Source organism: Pandoraea commovens (assembly GCF_024704525.1).
GTDB lineage: Bacteria > Pseudomonadota > Gammaproteobacteria > Burkholderiales > Burkholderiaceae > Pandoraea > Pandoraea commovens.
Genome location: NZ_CP102780.1, coordinates 275,587 through 293,176 on the forward strand (window position 1 = coordinate 275,587; position 17,590 = coordinate 293,176).

At 65.0% G+C, this 17,590-nt stretch carries 18 protein-coding genes; 15 read left to right on the forward strand and 3 right to left on the reverse strand.

What is annotated here, in order from left to right:
• Window positions 1-43 precede the first annotated feature (43 nt).
• The 3 genes from NTU39_RS01580 to NTU39_RS01590 all read right to left on the reverse strand — a co-directional run bounded on the left by NTU39_RS01580 (window position 44) and on the right by NTU39_RS01590 (window position 2,829).
• Window positions 44-994 (reverse strand): PDR/VanB family oxidoreductase, encoded by a 951-nt coding sequence (locus NTU39_RS01580; RefSeq protein WP_150663928.1) that lies wholly within the window; start codon window positions 992-994, stop codon window positions 44-46.
• A complete protein-coding gene (locus tag NTU39_RS01585; RefSeq protein WP_150663929.1) occupies window positions 991-2,052 on the reverse strand; it encodes an aromatic ring-hydroxylating dioxygenase subunit alpha in 1,062 nt (353 codons plus the stop codon). Before NTU39_RS01585 ends, NTU39_RS01580 begins: the two co-directional genes overlap by 4 nt.
• A 108-nt stretch (window positions 2,053-2,160) precedes the next feature.
• A complete protein-coding gene (locus tag NTU39_RS01590; protein ID WP_039394814.1) occupies window positions 2,161-2,829 on the reverse strand; it encodes a GntR family transcriptional regulator in 669 nt (222 codons plus the stop codon).
• A gap of 214 nt (window positions 2,830-3,043) precedes the next feature.
• Here NTU39_RS01590 and NTU39_RS01595 point away from each other — a divergent pair, with 214 nt between their 5' ends.
• The 15 genes from NTU39_RS01595 (at window position 3,044) to NTU39_RS01665 (ending at window position 17,525) form a co-directional block, all read left to right on the forward strand.
• Window positions 3,044-3,886 (forward strand): gallate dioxygenase, encoded by an 843-nt coding sequence (locus NTU39_RS01595; RefSeq protein ID WP_150663930.1) that lies wholly within the window; start codon window positions 3,044-3,046, stop codon window positions 3,884-3,886.
• The gene (locus tag NTU39_RS01600; RefSeq protein ID WP_257959051.1) at window positions 3,883-4,242 is read left to right on the forward strand and encodes a protocatechuate 3,4-dioxygenase; all 360 of its coding nucleotides are present in this window, start codon (window positions 3,883-3,885) and stop codon (window positions 4,240-4,242) included. The genes NTU39_RS01595 and NTU39_RS01600 overlap by 4 nt, the downstream gene beginning before the upstream one ends.
• A gap of 1 nt (window position 4,243) precedes the next feature.
• Window positions 4,244-5,584 (forward strand): LysR family transcriptional regulator, encoded by a 1,341-nt coding sequence (locus NTU39_RS01605; RefSeq protein ID WP_150663932.1) that lies wholly within the window; start codon window positions 4,244-4,246, stop codon window positions 5,582-5,584.
• A 393-nt stretch (window positions 5,585-5,977) separates the two neighbouring features.
• Window positions 5,978-7,177, forward strand: a complete 1,200-nt coding sequence (locus NTU39_RS01610; RefSeq protein ID WP_150663933.1) for an ABC transporter substrate-binding protein — start codon at window positions 5,978-5,980, stop codon at window positions 7,175-7,177.
• Window positions 7,178-7,231: 54 nt separating this feature from the next.
• The gene (locus NTU39_RS01615; protein WP_150663934.1) at window positions 7,232-8,104 is read left to right on the forward strand and encodes a branched-chain amino acid ABC transporter permease; all 873 of its coding nucleotides are present in this window, start codon (window positions 7,232-7,234) and stop codon (window positions 8,102-8,104) included.
• A gap of 13 nt (window positions 8,105-8,117) precedes the next feature.
• Window positions 8,118-9,197 (forward strand): branched-chain amino acid ABC transporter permease, encoded by a 1,080-nt coding sequence (locus NTU39_RS01620; RefSeq protein WP_150663935.1) that lies wholly within the window; start codon window positions 8,118-8,120, stop codon window positions 9,195-9,197.
• Window positions 9,194-9,946, forward strand: a complete 753-nt coding sequence (locus NTU39_RS01625; RefSeq protein ID WP_150663936.1) for an ABC transporter ATP-binding protein — start codon at window positions 9,194-9,196, stop codon at window positions 9,944-9,946. The genes NTU39_RS01620 and NTU39_RS01625 overlap by 4 nt, the downstream gene beginning before the upstream one ends.
• The gene (locus tag NTU39_RS01630) at window positions 9,939-10,676 is read left to right on the forward strand and encodes an ABC transporter ATP-binding protein (protein ID WP_257959053.1); all 738 of its coding nucleotides are present in this window, start codon (window positions 9,939-9,941) and stop codon (window positions 10,674-10,676) included. The genes NTU39_RS01625 and NTU39_RS01630 overlap by 8 nt, the downstream gene beginning before the upstream one ends.
• 43 nt (window positions 10,677-10,719) lie before the next feature.
• Window positions 10,720-11,475, forward strand: coding sequence for a PIG-L deacetylase family protein (locus NTU39_RS01635; RefSeq protein WP_150663938.1), 756 nt, complete (start codon window positions 10,720-10,722; stop codon window positions 11,473-11,475).
• Window positions 11,472-12,176 (forward strand): 4-carboxy-4-hydroxy-2-oxoadipate aldolase/oxaloacetate decarboxylase, encoded by a 705-nt coding sequence (locus NTU39_RS01640; RefSeq protein WP_174984535.1) that lies wholly within the window; start codon window positions 11,472-11,474, stop codon window positions 12,174-12,176. The genes NTU39_RS01635 and NTU39_RS01640 overlap by 4 nt, the downstream gene beginning before the upstream one ends.
• Before the next feature lie 55 nt (window positions 12,177-12,231).
• Complete coding sequence (locus NTU39_RS01645; protein ID WP_217426150.1) at window positions 12,232-13,314, forward strand: 4-oxalomesaconate tautomerase; 1,083 nt, start codon at window positions 12,232-12,234, stop codon at window positions 13,312-13,314.
• Window positions 13,311-14,051: an alpha/beta fold hydrolase gene (locus NTU39_RS01650; protein ID WP_257959054.1), complete on the forward strand. Its 741-nt coding sequence runs from the start codon at window positions 13,311-13,313 to the stop codon at window positions 14,049-14,051. The genes NTU39_RS01645 and NTU39_RS01650 overlap by 4 nt, the downstream gene beginning before the upstream one ends.
• Window positions 14,048-14,530, forward strand: a complete 483-nt coding sequence (locus NTU39_RS01655) for a nuclear transport factor 2 family protein (protein ID WP_246184516.1) — start codon at window positions 14,048-14,050, stop codon at window positions 14,528-14,530. The genes NTU39_RS01650 and NTU39_RS01655 overlap by 4 nt, the downstream gene beginning before the upstream one ends.
• 230 nt (window positions 14,531-14,760) lie before the next feature.
• Window positions 14,761-15,834 carry a porin gene (locus NTU39_RS01660; RefSeq protein WP_373275426.1) on the forward strand — a complete coding sequence of 358 codons (1,074 nt, stop codon included), beginning with the start codon at window positions 14,761-14,763 and terminating at the stop codon, window positions 15,832-15,834.
• A gap of 305 nt (window positions 15,835-16,139) precedes the next feature.
• Complete coding sequence (locus NTU39_RS01665) at window positions 16,140-17,525, forward strand: MFS transporter (RefSeq protein ID WP_257959056.1); 1,386 nt, start codon at window positions 16,140-16,142, stop codon at window positions 17,523-17,525.
• Window positions 17,526-17,590: the final 65 nt, after the last annotated feature.

Sequence of the window (17,590 nt, forward strand, 5' to 3'; positions counted from 1 at the left end):
GACGACGATGCGGGGCTGTTCGTTTTTTACGGGAAGCTTTCGATCAGAGATCGAGGACCAGCACAGGCGATTTGCTGCGCGAGCAGCACGGCAGGATCTGATCGTTGGCGGCGCGTTCGTCGTCCGTGAGATAGACGTCGCGATGGTCCGGCGTGCCGTCGACGACGCGCGTGAGACACGTACCGCACACGCCTTGCTCGCAGGACATCTGCACTTCGACACCCTGTGCCGCGAGCGCGGCGACGATGGTCTCGCCGACCTTCACGTCGATCACGCGGCCGCTCGAATGCAGCTTGACCTGAAACGGCTTGTCGCCTTCGCCGTCGGTATTGGCCGACACCGGTGCGGCGAAGTACTCGCGATGCACGTTGCCTTCCGGCCATTGCGCTGCTTCGGCACGGGTGAGCACGGCGTCGATGAAACCCGCCGGGCCGCACACATACAGATGCTTGCCGCCGGACGGCTGCGCGAGAATCGCATCGAGATCCGCACGCGCACCTTCACTGTCGAAGTAGAACTGCGTCTTATCTGCGATGCCAGCGCTAGCGAAGCGATCGCGAAACGCCGTCCGTGCAGGTTCGCGCGTGCAGTAATGCACTTCGAACGACGCACCACTCGCCGCCAGCGCTTCGGCCATGCAGAGGATCGGCGTCACGCCGATGCCGCCCGCGAGCAGAATGCTGTGCTTCGCGCCATCCTTGAGCGGGAAGTGGTTGCGCGGTGCGCTGATCTCGATCTCGGTGCCGACCGCAAGCGCATGCATGCCCACGGAGCCGCCCCGCGATTGCGGATCGCGCAGCACGCCCACGCAGTAGCGATGGGTCTCGCCGGGCGCGTTGCACAGCGAGTACTGGCGGATGAGGCCGTCGGCCACGTGCACGTCGATGTGCGCCCCGGCGGTGAAGGCGGGCAGCGCGCTGCCGTCGACACTTACCAGTTCGAATTCGCAGATGTCGGTCGCGACATCGCGCTTGTTCGCCAGCCGGACTTTCATGCTGCGTTCTCCACACCGCCGGTCGCCGCACCTGCGCGCTCGGCGTCGATCAGACGGTCGAGTACCTTGCGCGACTGCACGCCACCCGCGTCGATATTCAGCTTGAGAATCTTCTTCTCGGGATACGCCGAAAGATTGCGCTGCTGCGCTTCGAGCACTTCCTGGTCTTCGGCAAAGATGCCGCCCTGTCCGCGCTTGATGGCGGCCGTCAGCTCGGCGTCTTCCGGCTTGAAGTTGCGCGCCATGCCCCAGAAGTACCAGATCGATTCGTCGGTCTCCGGCGTGATGAAGTCGACGACGATGCTGCCCGCCTTCTTGTCGGCAGGCGCGTCGTAGCCGCCATGACCCGCATGCGCAACACCGACCTCGATCATCACGTGACTCGGCGGCGTGAAACGGCAGACCTGCCAGCGGTCGCACGGCACCTGATCGTCCAGACCGTTGGCACGCAGTGCACTCGCCCAGAACGGCGGGGCCTTGATGCTTTCCATGTGGCGTGCCGTGATGACCATGTCGCCTTCGACGGTCGTCTTCGGCGGCGCTTCTTCAATCTCTTCCTGACCGATGCTCGTCGCGTGCACGTAGGTCTCGTGCGTCAGATCCATCAGGTTGTCGATCATCAGACGATAGTCGCACTTGATGTGATACAAGCCGCCGCCGTAGGCCCACTTCTCGCTCACGGCCCATTCCAGATGCGGGATCTCATCGGGGTTCGCCAGGGCTTCGTCGCCCGGCCAGACCCACACGAAGCCGTAGCGCTCGACGCAAGGGAACGAGCGCGTCTTCGGGAAGCCGCCGACGCGCTGGCCGACCATTTTCGTGCACTTGCCGCCGCCGTCCACCGTCAGGCCGTGATATCCGCACACGAGGTGGCCGTCCTTGACGAAGCCCAGCGACAGCGCGGCGCCGCGATGCGGGCAGAAGTCTTCGAGCGCGGCGACTTTACCGTTGCCGTCGCGGAAGAACACCATCGCTTCGTTGCAGACCTTGCGGCCCAGCGGCTTCTCGGCGAACTCGTCGGCCGTGCATGCGACGTACCAGGTGTTTTTGAGGAACATGATCGTTTGTCTCCTTGGTGCGCCTTCGTATGGAGGGTTTGGCGCACTCTCGTTTCAAATCGGATGGATGGGATAGGGTGGCTTAGGGGAGGGCGTGCGGGGCCTGTGCTAAAGCAACTGCGCGCCCATGCTGTGTTCCTGTGTGACGATGTGTTCGCGGCACATGAATTCGGCGCGATCGGGCTGACGTGCGGCAATCGCCTCGACAATCGCGTGATGCTGACGATGCGCGTACGCGATGATGTCGGCGTACTGGCGTCGGTCCTCATGACCGAACGCGACCGTGCGCGGGGCCACGAACGGCACCAGATTGCAGCGCGCGATAAACCCTTCGAGGAGCGGATTGCGCGCGCCGGTGACGAGCAGATCGTGAAAGCGCGCATTGAGCGACGCGTAGCCGATCTGCACTTCGGGCGTCATCTGATGGTCGGCGAGCAGCGCATCGCCTTCGGCCAGCAGTTCGCGCAGTTGCGTCAGCAATTCCGCACTCGCGCCTTTCTCGGCGAGCAAACGTGCGGCATAACCTTCGAGCGCGCCGCGCAGGTGCAACGCTTCGACGCTCTCGTCGCGGGTGTGCGCCCGCACTGCGTAGCCGCGTTGTCCGGCACGCACCACCAGCCCTTCTTCCGCGAGCACCGGCAACGCCTGACGCACCGGCATGCGCGAGACACCCAGTTGCTCGGCCAGCTTGGCTTCGGCCAGACGCTCGCCCGGCGCGAGTTCGCCCTTGAGGATCATTTCGCGCAGTTGGACCGTGGTCGGTGTGGGATGCAGCATGCGTCTCCTTTCGTTCGCTTACACGCGTGCCGGACAGACTGGGTGTGCCAGCACCGGCTTTTTTTCATTATGGGATCCCGTAATTCATAAACGCATCAGTAAATACCCTTGTTTATGCCAATACGGGATCCCGGATAGACTCGGGCCTGCATAAATTCGGGCGGTTTCATTCTGCGGCCCGGGCATGACAAGACAAGAAACGGAGACTTTCAGCGTGGCAAAGATCATTGGAGGGATCGGGACGTCGCACGTGCCGACCATCGGTGTGGCGTACGACAAGGGCAAGCAGCAGGACCCCGCGTGGGCGCCGCTGTTCCAGGGCTACGAGCCGGTAGCGAAATGGCTCGCGCAGAAGCAGGCGGACGTGCTCGTGTTCTTCTACAACGATCACGCCACGACGTTCTTCTTCGACATGTACCCGACGTTCGCGCTCGGCGTGGGTGAGTCGTTCCCGATTGCCGACGAAGGCGCGGGACTGCGTCCGCTGCCGCCGATTCGCGGCGATGTGGCCTTGCAGGCGCATATCGCCGAGTCGCTCGTGAACGACGAGTTCGACATCACGGTGTTCCAGGACAAACCGATCGATCACGGCTGCGCGTCGCCGTTGCCGCTGCTCTGGCCGCACAAGCCGGACTGGCCGGGCACGGTCGTGCCCATTGCCATCAATGTGCTGCAATACCCGCTGCCGACGGGCCGCCGTTGCTATCGCCTCGGGCAGGCGGTGCGTCGCGCCATCGAGTCGTACCCGGAAGACCTGCGTGTGGTCGTGGTGGGGACGGGCGGTCTCTCGCATCAGATTCACGGCGAGCGCGCGGGCTACAACGACGAATCGTGGGATCGCGAATTCCTCGACCTGCTGGAGAACGCACCGGAGAAGCTGACCGAGCTCAAGCACGTGGACTACGTCGAGCGTGGCGGCGCGGAGAGCGTCGAACAAATCATGTGGCTGTCGATGCGTGGCGCGATGGGTCCGCGCATCAAGCGTCTGCACCTGAACTACTACCTCGCGACGACGACCGCCATGACCGTCGCGCTCTACGAGGATGACGCCGCATGAATCCGCAACTCGAAGGTATCGAAGCGATCACCGGCACTTACGCGTTCGATCTGCGCGTGAGCAACCGCACGCTCAAGCTCAACCGCTTCTTCTGGCACATGATTCGCGCCGAGCATCGCGAGACGTTCCTGAACGATCCCGTCGCGGCCATGACCGCAGCCGGTCTCACGGCCGACGAGCAGGCGATGGTGCAGGCGCAGGACTGGCTCGGCCTCGTGCGTCACGGCGTGAACTTCTTTGTGCTGGAGAAGTTTGCGCGCGTGGTGCGCAAGACGAACCTCGAAGTCTATGCGCTCATGCGCGGCGAATCGCTCGAAGCGTTCATGGCCACGCGTCGCGTGCCGACCATGCGCTGACATGGCGATCGATACCGCCATCAGTCTGACCAACGCGCCGCCCGCGCCCCGGCTCGCGTGTCACGAACGCGGCACGTGGAGCCGTGCGCCGCAGAGCAACGACGCTACGCTGCTGGTTCGCAAGCTGCGCGGGTTGCGCGCGATGGTCGCGGTGCTGGAGTGCGATTCCGTCGCGCGCGCGGCCCGCATGCTGCATCTCTCGCAATCGGCCGTCGCCCGTTCCATCTCGGATATCGAGGCGGAATTGGGCTTTCCGCTGTTTCATCGCAGCGGGCGCGGGCTGATTCCGAACGCGGCCGGGCAACGGCTCGGCGTGCGCGCGACGCGTGCACTTGCGGAGCTGGCGAACGGCTATCGCGAAGCCTTCGCGGCGACGGCATCGCAAGCGGACGGCGGCGCGCGTGCCGCGAGCCGGTTCGCGGCGGTGGTCGCGCCGCAGCAACTCACGAGTTTCATCGCCGTCGCGGAACTGGGCAGCGGTCCGTTGGCGGCGACGCGTCTGCAATGCTCGCAGCCGACCATCCAGCGCAATCTCGATCAGCTCGAAGACCTCATCGGCATCAAGCTTTTCCGGCGTACGCCGCGCGGCACGCGTCTGACCGACGAGGCCGTTGCGCTGCTCGGTCCCGTCAAACGCGCGCTTGCCGAACTGGCGATTGCCGAAGACGAACTCGCGCCGTTCGGCGGACGCCAGCAAGGCACGGTCATCGTGGCGGCCTTGCCGCTATCGAGCGGCTTTCTGCTGCCGAAGGCCATCGACAGTCTGCTGCACAAGTCGCCGTATCTCACGGTGACAGTGGTCGACGGCACCTACGAAGCGCTGGTGCGTCAGTTGCGTCAGGCGGACGTCGACATGATCGTCGGCGCGCTGCGTGCGAACGACGTGCCGCCCGATATCCGTCAGGAAGCGCTTTTCGAAGATCACCTGTCGGTCGTCGCACGCGCGGACCATCCGTGCCTGACGTCCGGCAAGACGCCCACGCTCGCTGAACTCGCCGAGTACGGCTGGGTCAGCCCGCTGCCGTGCACGCCGGCGCGCGGGGTGTTCGAGCGCGTGTTCCACGCAGAAGGTCTCGCGTTGCCGAACACGCAGGTGCACGCGAGCAGTTCGCCGGTGGTGCGCGGATTGCTCTCGTCGAGCGATCGTCTCGCGTTGCTCTCGCCGGTGCAGATCACGTCGGAGTTGCGCACAGGGGAGCTGGCCGTAGTGCCGGTGACGTTGCAACATGCACGCCGTTCCATCGGTGTCGCCACGCGCCGCGATGGTTTGCTCTCGCCAGCGGCGGAACAGTTGCTCGATGAATTGCGCGCGCTTGCGCCGACGATGCAGCATCCGACGTAAATCCGTTGCAGGTCGCTCGCCGATGCCCGGCGAGCGCGGCGAAAATCGCCGGATTCGCCATGACTTGCATGTCTCGCTTCACTCGCTCGCGCACGATTTTTCGACGGCGCGACGCCTCCTGACGACTGCCCGCCGTGCCTTGTGCGGCGGGCGTTCCACTCGCGGAACGTCTCTCGTCCCGCAGCGCGAAATTCCCCTCGCAAAAAACGTCTCGCAACGTAGGGGAAATCTCGGGGATATACGAAAAACGCAACGCTCGACGCGAGAAGGTCGTTCGACGCGCTCATTTCGTCTGCCTAAGCTGTCCCGGATACATAGAAAAGGCGCGCCAACCCCCGGCGCGGCTTCATGAAAAACGGATCGGTGCTACGACGCCGACGAGGAGACGACACCATGATGAAGCGCCATCTCTGGCTCGCTGTGGCACTTGCGAGCGTTTGCCAATTCACCGCTGTTTCGGTCGCGCGTGCCGAGGAAATCAAGGTCGGCGTGCTGGGTCTGTTCTCCGGCTCCGCATCATGGTGGGGCACCGAGTACCGTCGCGGCCTCAACCTGTGGATGGAGCAGAACAAAAGCAAAGTCGGTGACGACACGATCGTGCTGCTGGAGCGCGACGAGGGCGGCGTGAACCCGCAACGCACGCGTCAGCTCGCTCAGGAACTCGTGGTGCGCGATCAGGTGCAGTACCTGTTCGGCGGTTCGTTCACGCCCAACGTGCTGGCGATGGCCGATGTCGTGAACCAGACCAAGACGCCGCTCGTCATCGGCAACTCGGGCACGTCGAGCGTCACGCTCAAGTCGCCGTATTTCGTGCGCACCGGCTTCACGCAGTGGACCGTGAGCGTGCCGCTCGTCGAGTACGCCGCGAAGAAGGGCGTGAAGAACGCGGCCATCGTGGTCGCTGACTTCGCCACCGGTTACGACGCCATCGATGCCTACAGCGAGACGTTCAAGAAGGCGGGCGGCAAGGTCGCCGTCGAAGTGAAGGTGCCGCTGGGCACGACGGACTTCTCCAGCTACCTGCAACGCGTGCGTGACGCCAAGCCGGACGCCGTCTTCATGTTCATGCCGGTCGGCCCGATGTCGGCAGGCTTCGTGAAGGCGTTCAAGGAGCGCGAACTCGACAAGGCAGGCATCCAACTGTTCGCCACGACCGAGACGATGGAGTCGGACCTGCCCGCGATTGGCGACAGCGCCCTGGGCACGATCACCGCACTGCACTACTCGCCGTTCCTCACGACGCCGGAAAACACCGCATTCGTGAAGGCCTACAAGGCGAAGTACGGCCCGGGTGCACTGCCGTCGATTGCTTCGGTGTCGGCTTACGACTCGATGACACTGATCGCACAGATGATCAAGGCGACCAAGGGCAAAAAGGACGCCGATAAGGCAATCGCCGCCGTGAAGGGTTACTCGTGGGTGAGCGCACGCGGTCCGGTGTCGATCGATCCGAAGACGCGTGAAATCGTGCAGAACGTGTACATCCGTCGCGTAGAAACCATCGACGGCAAGCTCGGCAACAAGCCGATCGACACGTACAAGTCGGTGGTCGAGCCGTGGCATATCAGCCACCCGGAAGTGGCCGCGAAGTAACGCAGGCGACGCCCCCCAAAGTTCGCTCTGTTCGTTAGGTTTCGGTAATTCCTCATGACGCAATCGCTTGCCACTTTCCTGTCGTTGTCGATTGACGGTGTGGCCTACGGGATGCTGCTGTTTCTCATCTCCGTGGGCCTCACGGTCACGCTCGGCGTGATGCGCGTGGTCAACCTCGCGCACTCCGCCTTTGCCATGATCGGCGGTTATTTCACCTTGTGGGCCATGCAGCGCGCCGGCCTCGATTTCTTCGTCGCCCTGCTCGTCGGCGTGCTCGGCACGATGGTGCTGGGCGCGATCCTTGAGCGCACGCTGTATCGCTGGGTCTACACGGCCAACGGTCTGGGGCAGTTGCTCATGACGATCGGCCTCGCGTTCATCATCTGCGCGCTTGCCAAGCACATTGCAGGCACGGAGTTGCAGACGATTCCGGTGCCGCAGGGTCTGCGCGGCACGTGGGACTTCGGGGCGTTCTCGGTGTCCGTGTATCGCATCTTCGCGCTGGTGTGCAGCGCGGTTGTGGCCTTCGGCATCTGGCTGGGGCTTGAGCGCACGTCGTTCGGTGCGAAGCTGCGCGCCGCCGTCGACAACCCGCGCATGGCGCGCTGCGTCGGCATCGACGTGCCGCTGGTCTTCTCGATCACGTTCGCCATCGGCTGTGGTCTGTCGGGGCTTGGCGGTGCGCTGTCGAGCCAGATCCTGCCGCTGGAGCCGTACTACGGCCTGAAGTATCTGGTGCTGGTGCTGATCGTGGTCGCCGCAGGCGGTCTGGGCAGCCTGCGCGGTTCGCTCTACGCCGGTCTGCTGCTCGGTCTGATCGACACGCTCGGCCGCTACTACGTGCCTGCACTCGGCGCCTTCATGATCTATCTGGCCGTGCTGGCCATTCTGCTGATCCGCCCGCAGGGGCTGGTCGGTCGTGCCTAAGCGGAGGGTGACGATGTCTCATACGAAACCCTCGCAAGCGCTGAACGGCGTGGTGCAAGTGGCACCGGCGCTGCGTCGCAAGCGCCTTGGCATGCTCGACGCGCTGCTGTTGCTCGCCGCCGTCGCCACGTACTTCTTCGCCGATCTGTATCTGGCGCTCGCCACGAGCGTGCTGATCATGATCATCTTCGCGCTCTCGCTCGATCTCGTGCAGGGCTACTGCGGCATTGAGACGCTGGGACACGCGGCGTTCTTCGGTAGCGGCGCGTATGCGGCCGGTCTGTTCGCACTGCACGTGTCGCCGAACCCGTTGCTGGGTCTGGTGGCCGGTGCCGTGGTGGCGGCCGTCGTCGGCCTGATCACCGGCATCGTGGTGCTGCGTGTGAGCGGGCTGACGCAGATCATGCTCACGCTTGCATGCGCCACACTGCTGTTTGAGGCGGGCAACATCGCCAAGTCCATCACGATGGGCGACGACGGTCTCACGGGCTACAGCATCGCACCAGTGCTCGGCATGTTCGAGTTCGACATCTACGGTCACACGGCGTATCTGTACGCGCTCGCGGTGCTGCTCGTCATCTATCTGTTCACGCAGTTTCTCGTGAACTCACCGTTCGGTCTGACGGTGCAGGGCATTCGCGAGAACGCCATGCGCATGTCGCTGTTGGGTGTGCGCGTCGGTCTGCGTCGTCTGATGCTTTACACGATTGCCGCCGCTGTGGCCGGTGTCGCAGGCGCGTTGTCGGCGCAGGTCAACAACATCGTCGCGCTCGACACGTTGTCGTTCACGCTTTCGGCCAACGTCCTCGTGATGCTCGCCCTCGGCGGCACCGGACGCCTCTACGGCGCAGTGCTCGGCGCGGTCGTCTTCATGGTGCTGTCCGACCGTATCGCCGCCTTTGATCCGACGAACTGGCTCGCTGCCCTCGGCGTGTTGCTGATCGTCGTCGTGCGCTTCGCGCCGGACGGTCTCATCGGTTTGGTGGATCGGTTCGCGGCGCGTCTGCGTCGTTCGGCATCCGTGCCTGCCGCCGCACCTGCTCCGGCTGAGAACACCAAAGCAACGACCACGGACAAGGAGGTGACGCCGTGAGCGCTGCACTCGAAATTCAGGGACTGTCGAAGCGCTTCGGCCAACTCGACGTCACCCGCAACGTCACGCTGTCGCTGCCGGTCGGCGCACGTCACGCGCTGATCGGACCGAACGGCGCGGGCAAGAGCACGTTGATGAACCTGCTCACAGGCGTGCTCAAGCCGAACGCGGGCGTGGTGCGCGTGGGCGGCACCGACGTCACGTCGATGCCGTCGCACAAGCGCGTAAAGCTCGGTCTTGCACGCACGTTCCAGCTCAATACGCTGTTCGACACGCTCACGGTCGCCGAGAACGTAGGCCTCGCGCTCACGTCGCGACGCGGACTCGACGGTCGCATCGGCCGTCCGCTGGCGAATCGTCCGGCGGTGGTCGAGGAAGCGGCGGAGCGTCTGCGCGAGCTCGGAATGATCGATCTGGCAGGCAAGCGCATCAACGAACTCGCTTACGGCCAGCGTCGTCAGGTCGAGATTGCGCTGGGTCTCGCGCTCGATCCGAAGGTGCTGCTGCTCGACGAGCCGGTCGCGGGCGTGCCGTCGGGGCAGGGTCGCAAGTTGTTCGAACTGCTGGAACGTTTGCCCGCAGACGTCGCGGTGATGGTCATCGAACACGACATGGATCTGGTCTTCCGTTTCGCGCGCCGCATTACGGTGCTGGTCGAAGGCGCGGTGCTGATGGAAGGCGAGAAGGACGAAGTGCGCAGCGATCCGCGCGTGCGCGATATCTATCTGGGGCGTCGCCATCATGACTGACATTCTGCTCGAAGCCGGTGGGCTCAGTGCCGGGTATGGCGAAACCATCGTGCTCGAAGACCTGAGCCTGCGTGTGGCTGCTGGCGAAGCCGTCGCGATTCTCGGACGTAACGGCGTCGGCAAAAGCACGTTGCTGCTGAGCCTGCTCGGCCTCACCACGCGGCACGGCGGCGTGCTGCGTTATCGCGACGACGACATTACGTCGTGGCCTGCCTACAAGCGTGCCCGCGCCGGACTGGCGCTGGTGCCGCAGGAGCGCGAAATCTTCAAGTCGCTCTCCGTCGAAGAGAACCTGCAAGTCTCGGCGATGGGCGATGTCGCGAATGCTGCTGACGACAAAGGGGCCTGGACGCTGGAGCGCGTCTACGACCTGTTTCCGCGTCTGAAGGAGCGCCGTCGCAATCTGGGCAATCAGCTCTCGGGCGGCGAGCAGCAGATGCTCGCCATCGGCCGCGCACTGATCGGCAACCCCCGCGTGATTCTGTTCGACGAGCCGTTCGAAGGGCTCGCGCCCGTCATCGTCGATCAACTGGTCGACGCGTTCCGGAAGCTGCGTGCAGACGGCGGCATGGGCGTGGTGCTCGTGGAGCAGCACGCAGAACTGGGATTGGAACTCACCGACCGCGCGCTGGTGCTCGACCGGGGCCGTCAGGTCTGGGCGGGCCGCAGCAGCGATCTGGCCGCGTCGCCGGAATTGCTCGGCACGCTGGTCGGACTGGAAAGCGCCTGAGCGAGCGTCGCCGGGCCGCGCAACACGTATCAGAGTCAAACACATGAGCACAACACAGCACAGCAGCAATTCGGGATTGGCGGGCCTCGTCGTCAGCGCCCACTCGGCGGACTTCGTCTGGCGCGCGGCGGGCACGATCGCCACGCACGTCGCGCAGGGCTATCGCATGAAGATCGTTTGCCTGTCGTTCGGCGAGCGCGGCGAGTCGGCCAAGCTCTGGCGCAAGGGCGCCGAGATGACGGAAGCGAAGGTGAAGACCGCACGCCGTGAAGAGGCGCAACGCGCGGCCGACATTCTCGGCGCTGAGATCGAGTTCCTCGACATCGGCGACTACCCGATGCGCGTGTCCGACGAAACGCTGTTCCGACTCGTCGACATCTATCGCGACGTGCAACCCGCCTTCGTGCTGAGCCATTCGGAGAAAGATCCGTACAACTTCGATCACCCGCTGGCGATGCACGTCACGCAGGAAGCGCGGGTGATTGCGCAGGCCGAAGGCCACAAGCCCGGCGAGAAGATCATCGGCGCACCGGCGGTGCTGGCGTTCGAGCCGCATCAGACCGAACAGTGCGAGTGGATTCCGAACACCTTCGTCGACATCACGCCGGTGTGGGACAAGAAGCGCGCCGCCATCGAATGCATGGCCGGTCAGGAACACCTCTGGGATTACTACACGCGCGTGGCGCTGCAACGCGGTGTGCAGGCCAAACGCAACATCGGCATCACCGCGTCGCGCGACATCAAGTACGCGGAAGGGCTGATGCGTCTCACGCCGGTCGTTACGGAGCAACTGTCATGATTCGCGGCGTCGTCGTTCGTCAGATTCCCCGTGTCGATGCCGCCACGCTCGACATTCTGCGCAGCGCAGGCAGCGCCACCGTGCACGAGGCGCAAAGCCGTCTCGGCCTGATGGCCACCTATCTGCGTCCGATCTACGCCGGTGCGGCGGTGGCCGGTAGCGCCGTCACCGTGCTCGCGCCGCCGTCCGATAACTGGATGCTGCACGTTGCGGTCGAGCAGGCACAGCCGGGCGACATCGTCGTGGTCGGCGTGACGTCGCCGTGCGACGACGGGTACTTCGGCGATCTGCTCGCCACGTCGATGAAAGCGCGCGGCGTTGCCGGGCTGATCATCGACGCCGGTTGCCGCGACATCGGCACGCTCACGCAGATGCAATTCCCGGTGTGGTCGAAGGCCATCTCGTCGCAAGGTACGGTTAAGGAAACGCTCGGCTCGGTGAACGTGCCGGTCGTGTGCGCGAACCAGATCGTCAACCCGGGCGACGTGATCGTGGCGGATGACGACGGTGTCGTCGTGGTGCCGTTCGCCACGGCGCAGGCCGTCGCGAAAGCGGCCGCGGCACGCGGTGCGGACGAAGCCTACAAGCGCGGCGTACTCGCGGGCGGCACGCTCGGCCTCGATTACTACAAGATGCGCGAACGTCTTGCCGCGAAGGGCCTGCGCTACGTCGACTCGCTCGACGAGTTGCAAGGCGAGTGAGGGGCGCGACTTGGGCGAGCTAAAGCATTCTCAGACGCGCATTTGCGCCGCCGTCATGCGGGGAGGCACCTCGAAGGGGTTGTACTTCCTCGCGGACGACCTGCCCACGGACGCCGCCACGCGCGACGCCGTGCTGCTCGCTGCGATGGGTTCGCCCGATGCGCGTCAGATCGATGGCATGGGTGGCGCGAACCCGCTCACGAGTAAGGTCGCCATCGTCTCGCGCGCTACGCGTGCGGACGCCGACGTCGACTATCTCTTTGCACAGGTCGTGGTCGACGAAGCGCGTGTCGACTACGGACAGAACTGCGGCAATCTCCTCGCGGGCGTGGGACCGTTTGCGATTGAGCGCGGACTCGTCGCGGCAACGGGCGATGTGACCGACGTTGGTATTCACATGGTTAACACGGGACAAGTGGCGGTCGCTACCGTGCAGACTCCGGGCGGCGTGGCGAAGTACGACGGTGACGTGGCCATCGACGGGGTGCCCGGTACGGCCGCCCCCATTCCGCTAATGTTCCGCGACACCGCCGGGTCGTCGTGTGGCGCGTTGTTTCCGACGGGCCAGCGTCAGGACGTCGTCGAAGGCGTCACCGTCACGTGTATCGATAACGGCATGCCGCTGGTGCTGATGCGCGCTACGGATCTGGGTTGCACGGGCGCCGAGTCCTGGCAGCAACTCGAAGCGGATGCGCAGTTCCAGCCGATGCGTGAACGCATCGAAGCGATTCGTCTCGCCGTCGGCTCGCGTATGAATCTGGGCGACGTGCGCTCGCGCACGGTGCCGAAGATGTGTCTCGTTGCGGCACCCCAAGCTGGCGGTGCACTTGCGACGCGTTGCTTCATTCCGCATCGCTGCCACTCGTCCATCGGTGTGCTGGCGGCTGTGAGCGTAGCGACGGCGGCCGCACTGCCAGGCACCGTCTGTCACGAGATGGCCGTGGTGCCGGATGGCGATGCGCCGCTCGTGTCCATCGAACATCCGACGGGCGAATTCACCGTACGTCTGACGCTCGGTCTCGATGCCGAAGGGCAGACCGACGTCACGGGCGCGGGCTTGCTGCGAACCGCGCGTTGGCTATTTGACGGCGACGTGTGCATTCCGACTCGCGTGTGGGCGCAAGGAGAGGCGTCATGAGTCAGGAACGTTTGCCGTTGCTGCTGTTGCCCGGCCTGCTCTGCGATCAGGTGGCGTGGGCTGCCACTGCCGCGTTGCTACCGGAATTCGATTGCCGCGTGCCCGCATGGGGTGCGCTCGACACCATCGGCGCGATGGCCGACCACGTGCTGGCCACCACGCCGGAGCCGCGTTTCGCGCTGGCCGGACATTCGATGGGCGGGCGCGTCGCGCTTGAAGTCGTGCGCCGTGCGCCGCAGCGCGTGAGCCATCTCGCATTGCTCGACACCGGCTATCAGGCGTTGCCCGACGGTGAGGCTGCTGAGAAGGAGCGCAGCGGTCGCGCTGCGTTGCTCGCTCGTTCGCGTGAGGAAGGCATGCGCGCGATGGGGCAGGTCTGGGCGACGGGCATGGTGCATCCGGACCAGATCGGCACGCCGCTGTTCGACGCCATTCTCGACATGATCGAGCGCAGCAACCCCGATCAGTTCGCTGCGCAGATCCACGCGCTGTTGGGCCGTCCGGATGCGACCGCCCAGCTGAGCGACGTGCGTTGCCCGACGCTCGTGCTGTGCGGACGACAGGACACGTGGAGCCCGCTCGCGCGTCACGAAATCATGACCGGGTTGATTCCGGGCGCGGTGCTGAGTGTGGTGGAGCACAGCGGTCACATGAGTCCGATGGAACGCCCTGAAGCCGTGGCTGCCGCCATGCGCGCGTGGTTGTCGTTGCCGTCGACCGACGGGGTGACGTCGTGACGCAGTACACGCAAGCCACACCAACACCCGAGGCCGTCGACCAGCAAACGCTCGACGCGTTGCTCGCCAAGCAAGCGTGTCACGACCTCGTGATGCGCTTCGTCATGTGCAACGACCGTCGCGATCCGCAGGGACTGGCGGCGTTGTTCTCGGAGAAGGGGGTGCTGGTGCGCCCTAACGGCGAAACGCTCGTCGGCCCAGCGGCGATTGCGGCGGCGTACGCCGAGCGTCCGGCTGACCGGTTGACGCGGCATCTCGTCGGCAACGTGCTGATCGAGGTGACGTCGGCTACGGGTGCAATTGGCAGCAGCACCGTGCTGCTTTGGAGTGGCTCGGCGCAGGACGTGCCGGGACCGTTCGGACGTCCGGCGCAGGGCCGTCAGGTGATGGGTGAATTCGAGGACACGTTCGTGCGCACGGCGCAGGGATGGCGCATCGCGCGGCGCGAAGCGCGTTTCACTTTCGTACGCGAAGCATGAAGCAAGGCGTGAGGCAAAAACAGCACCTCACGTCGCGCCATAAAACAACGGGGACCGAGGCCGGTGTGCAGCACAGGAGGCGGCAGCGGTGACCCGAAAGAGCAAGCAATGCAGTACCGGAGGCGGCCGCAGTGCCGTCCCAACAAGGCCGGACCGGTGACGCTGTCGATGGTCCGGAGGTTGAGGTTTGGAGTAGCTGTGTATTCAAAAACAAGGGGACAGAAGTGAAAGTGAAACACGCATTGGCCGTTGGCCTGCTGCTGGGTGCAGGCCTGGCGCACGCGCAAAGCAACGTGACGCTGTACGGGATCGTCGATACCGGCATCGCCTATTACAACAATGCTGCCAATGGCGGCAGCTTCGTCGGCGAACCGACCCTCACGGGCAAGGTGCCGTCGCGCTTCGGTTTCAAGGGTGTCGAAGACCTGGGTGGCGGTCTCAAGGCCGTCTTCACGTTGGAAAACGGCTTTCAGCCGGGCACCGGCAGTCTGAACTACGGCGGACGTCTGTTCGGTCGTCAGGCCAACGTCGGTCTGTCCAGCTCGTGGGGCACCGTGCTCATCGGCCGTCAGAACAACATGACGTTCTACGTGACGGGCAATGCGGACGTGATCGGACCGTCGATCTTCTCGCTCGCCAGCATCGACCCGTACATCGCCAATGCGCGTAGCGACAGCGCCATCGGGTACATGGGCAAGTTCTCCGGCGTGACGGTCGGTGCGACGTACAGCTTCGGGCGCGATGCATCGTCCGCAGGTGGTCCGTCGGCCACGAACTGCGCGGGCAACGTCGCTGGCAACTATCAGGCCTGTAAGCAATTCACGGGCTTGCTCGGTTACGACTACGAGAACTTCGGCATTTCGGCGTCGTACGACCAGATGCGCGGCAACACCGGCGCGGCTGCACCGCTGACCAGCTCGCAGTACACCGATTCGCACTCGGTCATCAACGCGTATTACAAGTGGTCGACGGGGCGCGTGGGCGGCGGCTGGATTCACCGCAACGTGAGCGCCGATGCCGCATCGCTGCGCTCGGACATCTACTTCATCGGCTTCACCTATCTGCCGACGATCACCTGGGCGTTCGACGCACAGGCCATCCGTTATCAGTTGAAGAGCCGCGCCAACGCCACGATGCTCATCGGCCGAGCCACGTACTCGCTCTCGAAGCGTACGTCGCTGTATGGCATGGCGGGCTGGGTGGCGAACAGCCAGAACGGTGCAGTGGCGATTGCCGCGGGCGGTTCGGTGGTCACCGGTGGCAACCAGTTCGGTACGATGCTGGGCATTCAGCACACGTTCTGACGCTTGAGTCTTAGCAAGCGCGGCACCGCGCAGCGAGCACGTGTGGGGCGTCCGGGGGGGCGAATCGCACGTGGCGCGGTGCTGCGTCACTCCCTGTTGCGCGGCGGCGTCGTGGTGGCGTGCCGCGCATAACGAGCGAGTGATCCGGCAGACGTCGTGCGGCGTGACCGTGTGCAGCCGAACATTCCCCGAGCGGCACCATTGCGCATGATTTTCCTGCCCGGCCCGGGCTATGATGCCAAGCAGGCACTGGCGAGCGAGAAGCGAATCCCGGGCCGAGGTTTTTTCCTCATGAACCCCTCCGTATGACGCAACCGATGGCCCCCTCCGCGACGCTGGCCGAAGGCCTTTCCGTGAGCGCACGCCGTATTGCCGTGCCATCCATTCTGCTGGGCACCTTCCTCGGTAATCTCGATGCATCGATTGCCAATGTGGCATTGCCGACCATTGCGCGCGATCTTGTCGCCGATCCCGCCTCGACGGTGTGGGTCGTCAACGCTTACCAACTGATTTTTGCGATGGCCGTGCTGCCGCTGGCAGCCCTGGGCGAAAAGCTCGGCTATCGGCGCGTGTTCCTGCTCGGCGTGGCTGGCTTCACGCTGGCATCGCTCGGCTGTGCGCTCGCCCCGTCGCTCTCCTGGCTTGTCGCGGCGCGCGTGGTGCAGGGGCTCTGCGGTGCGTGCATGTCGACCATCGTCCCCGCGTTGCTGCGCATGGTGTTCCCGCCGCACATGGGTGGACGCGCGATCTCGCTGCTGGCGCTGACCGTTGCGCTGTCGACGGCGGCCGGGCCGAGCGTGGCGGCAGTCATTCTCACCCTGGGCGACTGGCGCTGGCTGTTCGCCATCAATCTGCCCATCGGGCTGGTCGCGCTGGGCGCGTCGTACCGGTTCCTGCCACGCACGCCGGGGGCCGAGCGGCGCATCGACGTGCCCGGAGCGTTGCTCAATGCCGCAACGCTCGCGCTCATCATCATCGGACTCGGTCATATCGGCGAAGCCGGGCATCACGGTGTCGCCGCGTTGCAGATCGCGCTTGGACTCATCGTGGCGGTGGTGCTCGTGCGGCATCAGCGCAGTCGTCAGACGCCGCTGCTGCCGCTCGATCTGATGCGGGTGCCGGTGCTGGCGCTGTCGTCGCTGACGTCCGTCGCCTGTTATATGGCGCAGACGCTGGCCTACGTCGGCATGCCGTTTCTGTTGCAGCACACGTTCGCGCGCAGTGAAGCCGCGACCGGCCTGTTGATTACGCCGTGGCCGCTGGTGATCGTGTTCATCGCGCCGCTCGCCGGACGGTTGTCGGATCGCTTCGACAGCGCGCGCATGAGTGCGCTGGGACTGGGTATGTTCGCGGTGGGGCTGGCATCGCTGGCGTGGTTGCCAGCGGACGCGAGCGACTGGGGCATCGCCTGGCGGATGGTGATCTGCGGGGTGGGCTTCGGCTTCTTCCAGACGCCGAACAACCGCATCATCATGATGGGCGCGCCGCGCGAGCGCAGCGGCGCGGCAAGCGGTCTGATGACGATGGCCCGGACCGTTGGCATGACGCTCGGGGCGGCCGTGGTGGCGCTGCTGTTCGATCTCTATGGCGATCACGGCGCGCACGCGGCGATGGTGAGCGCGACGATACTCGCGGCGCTGGGCGGTGGCGTCAGCCTGCTGCGAGTGCGGGCGAAGGCGCGCGCGGGCTGAGCCAAGGGGGCGCCTCGATGGCGCACCCGACGTTCGGCACCTCGGGACGTAATGCCCGCGCCGAG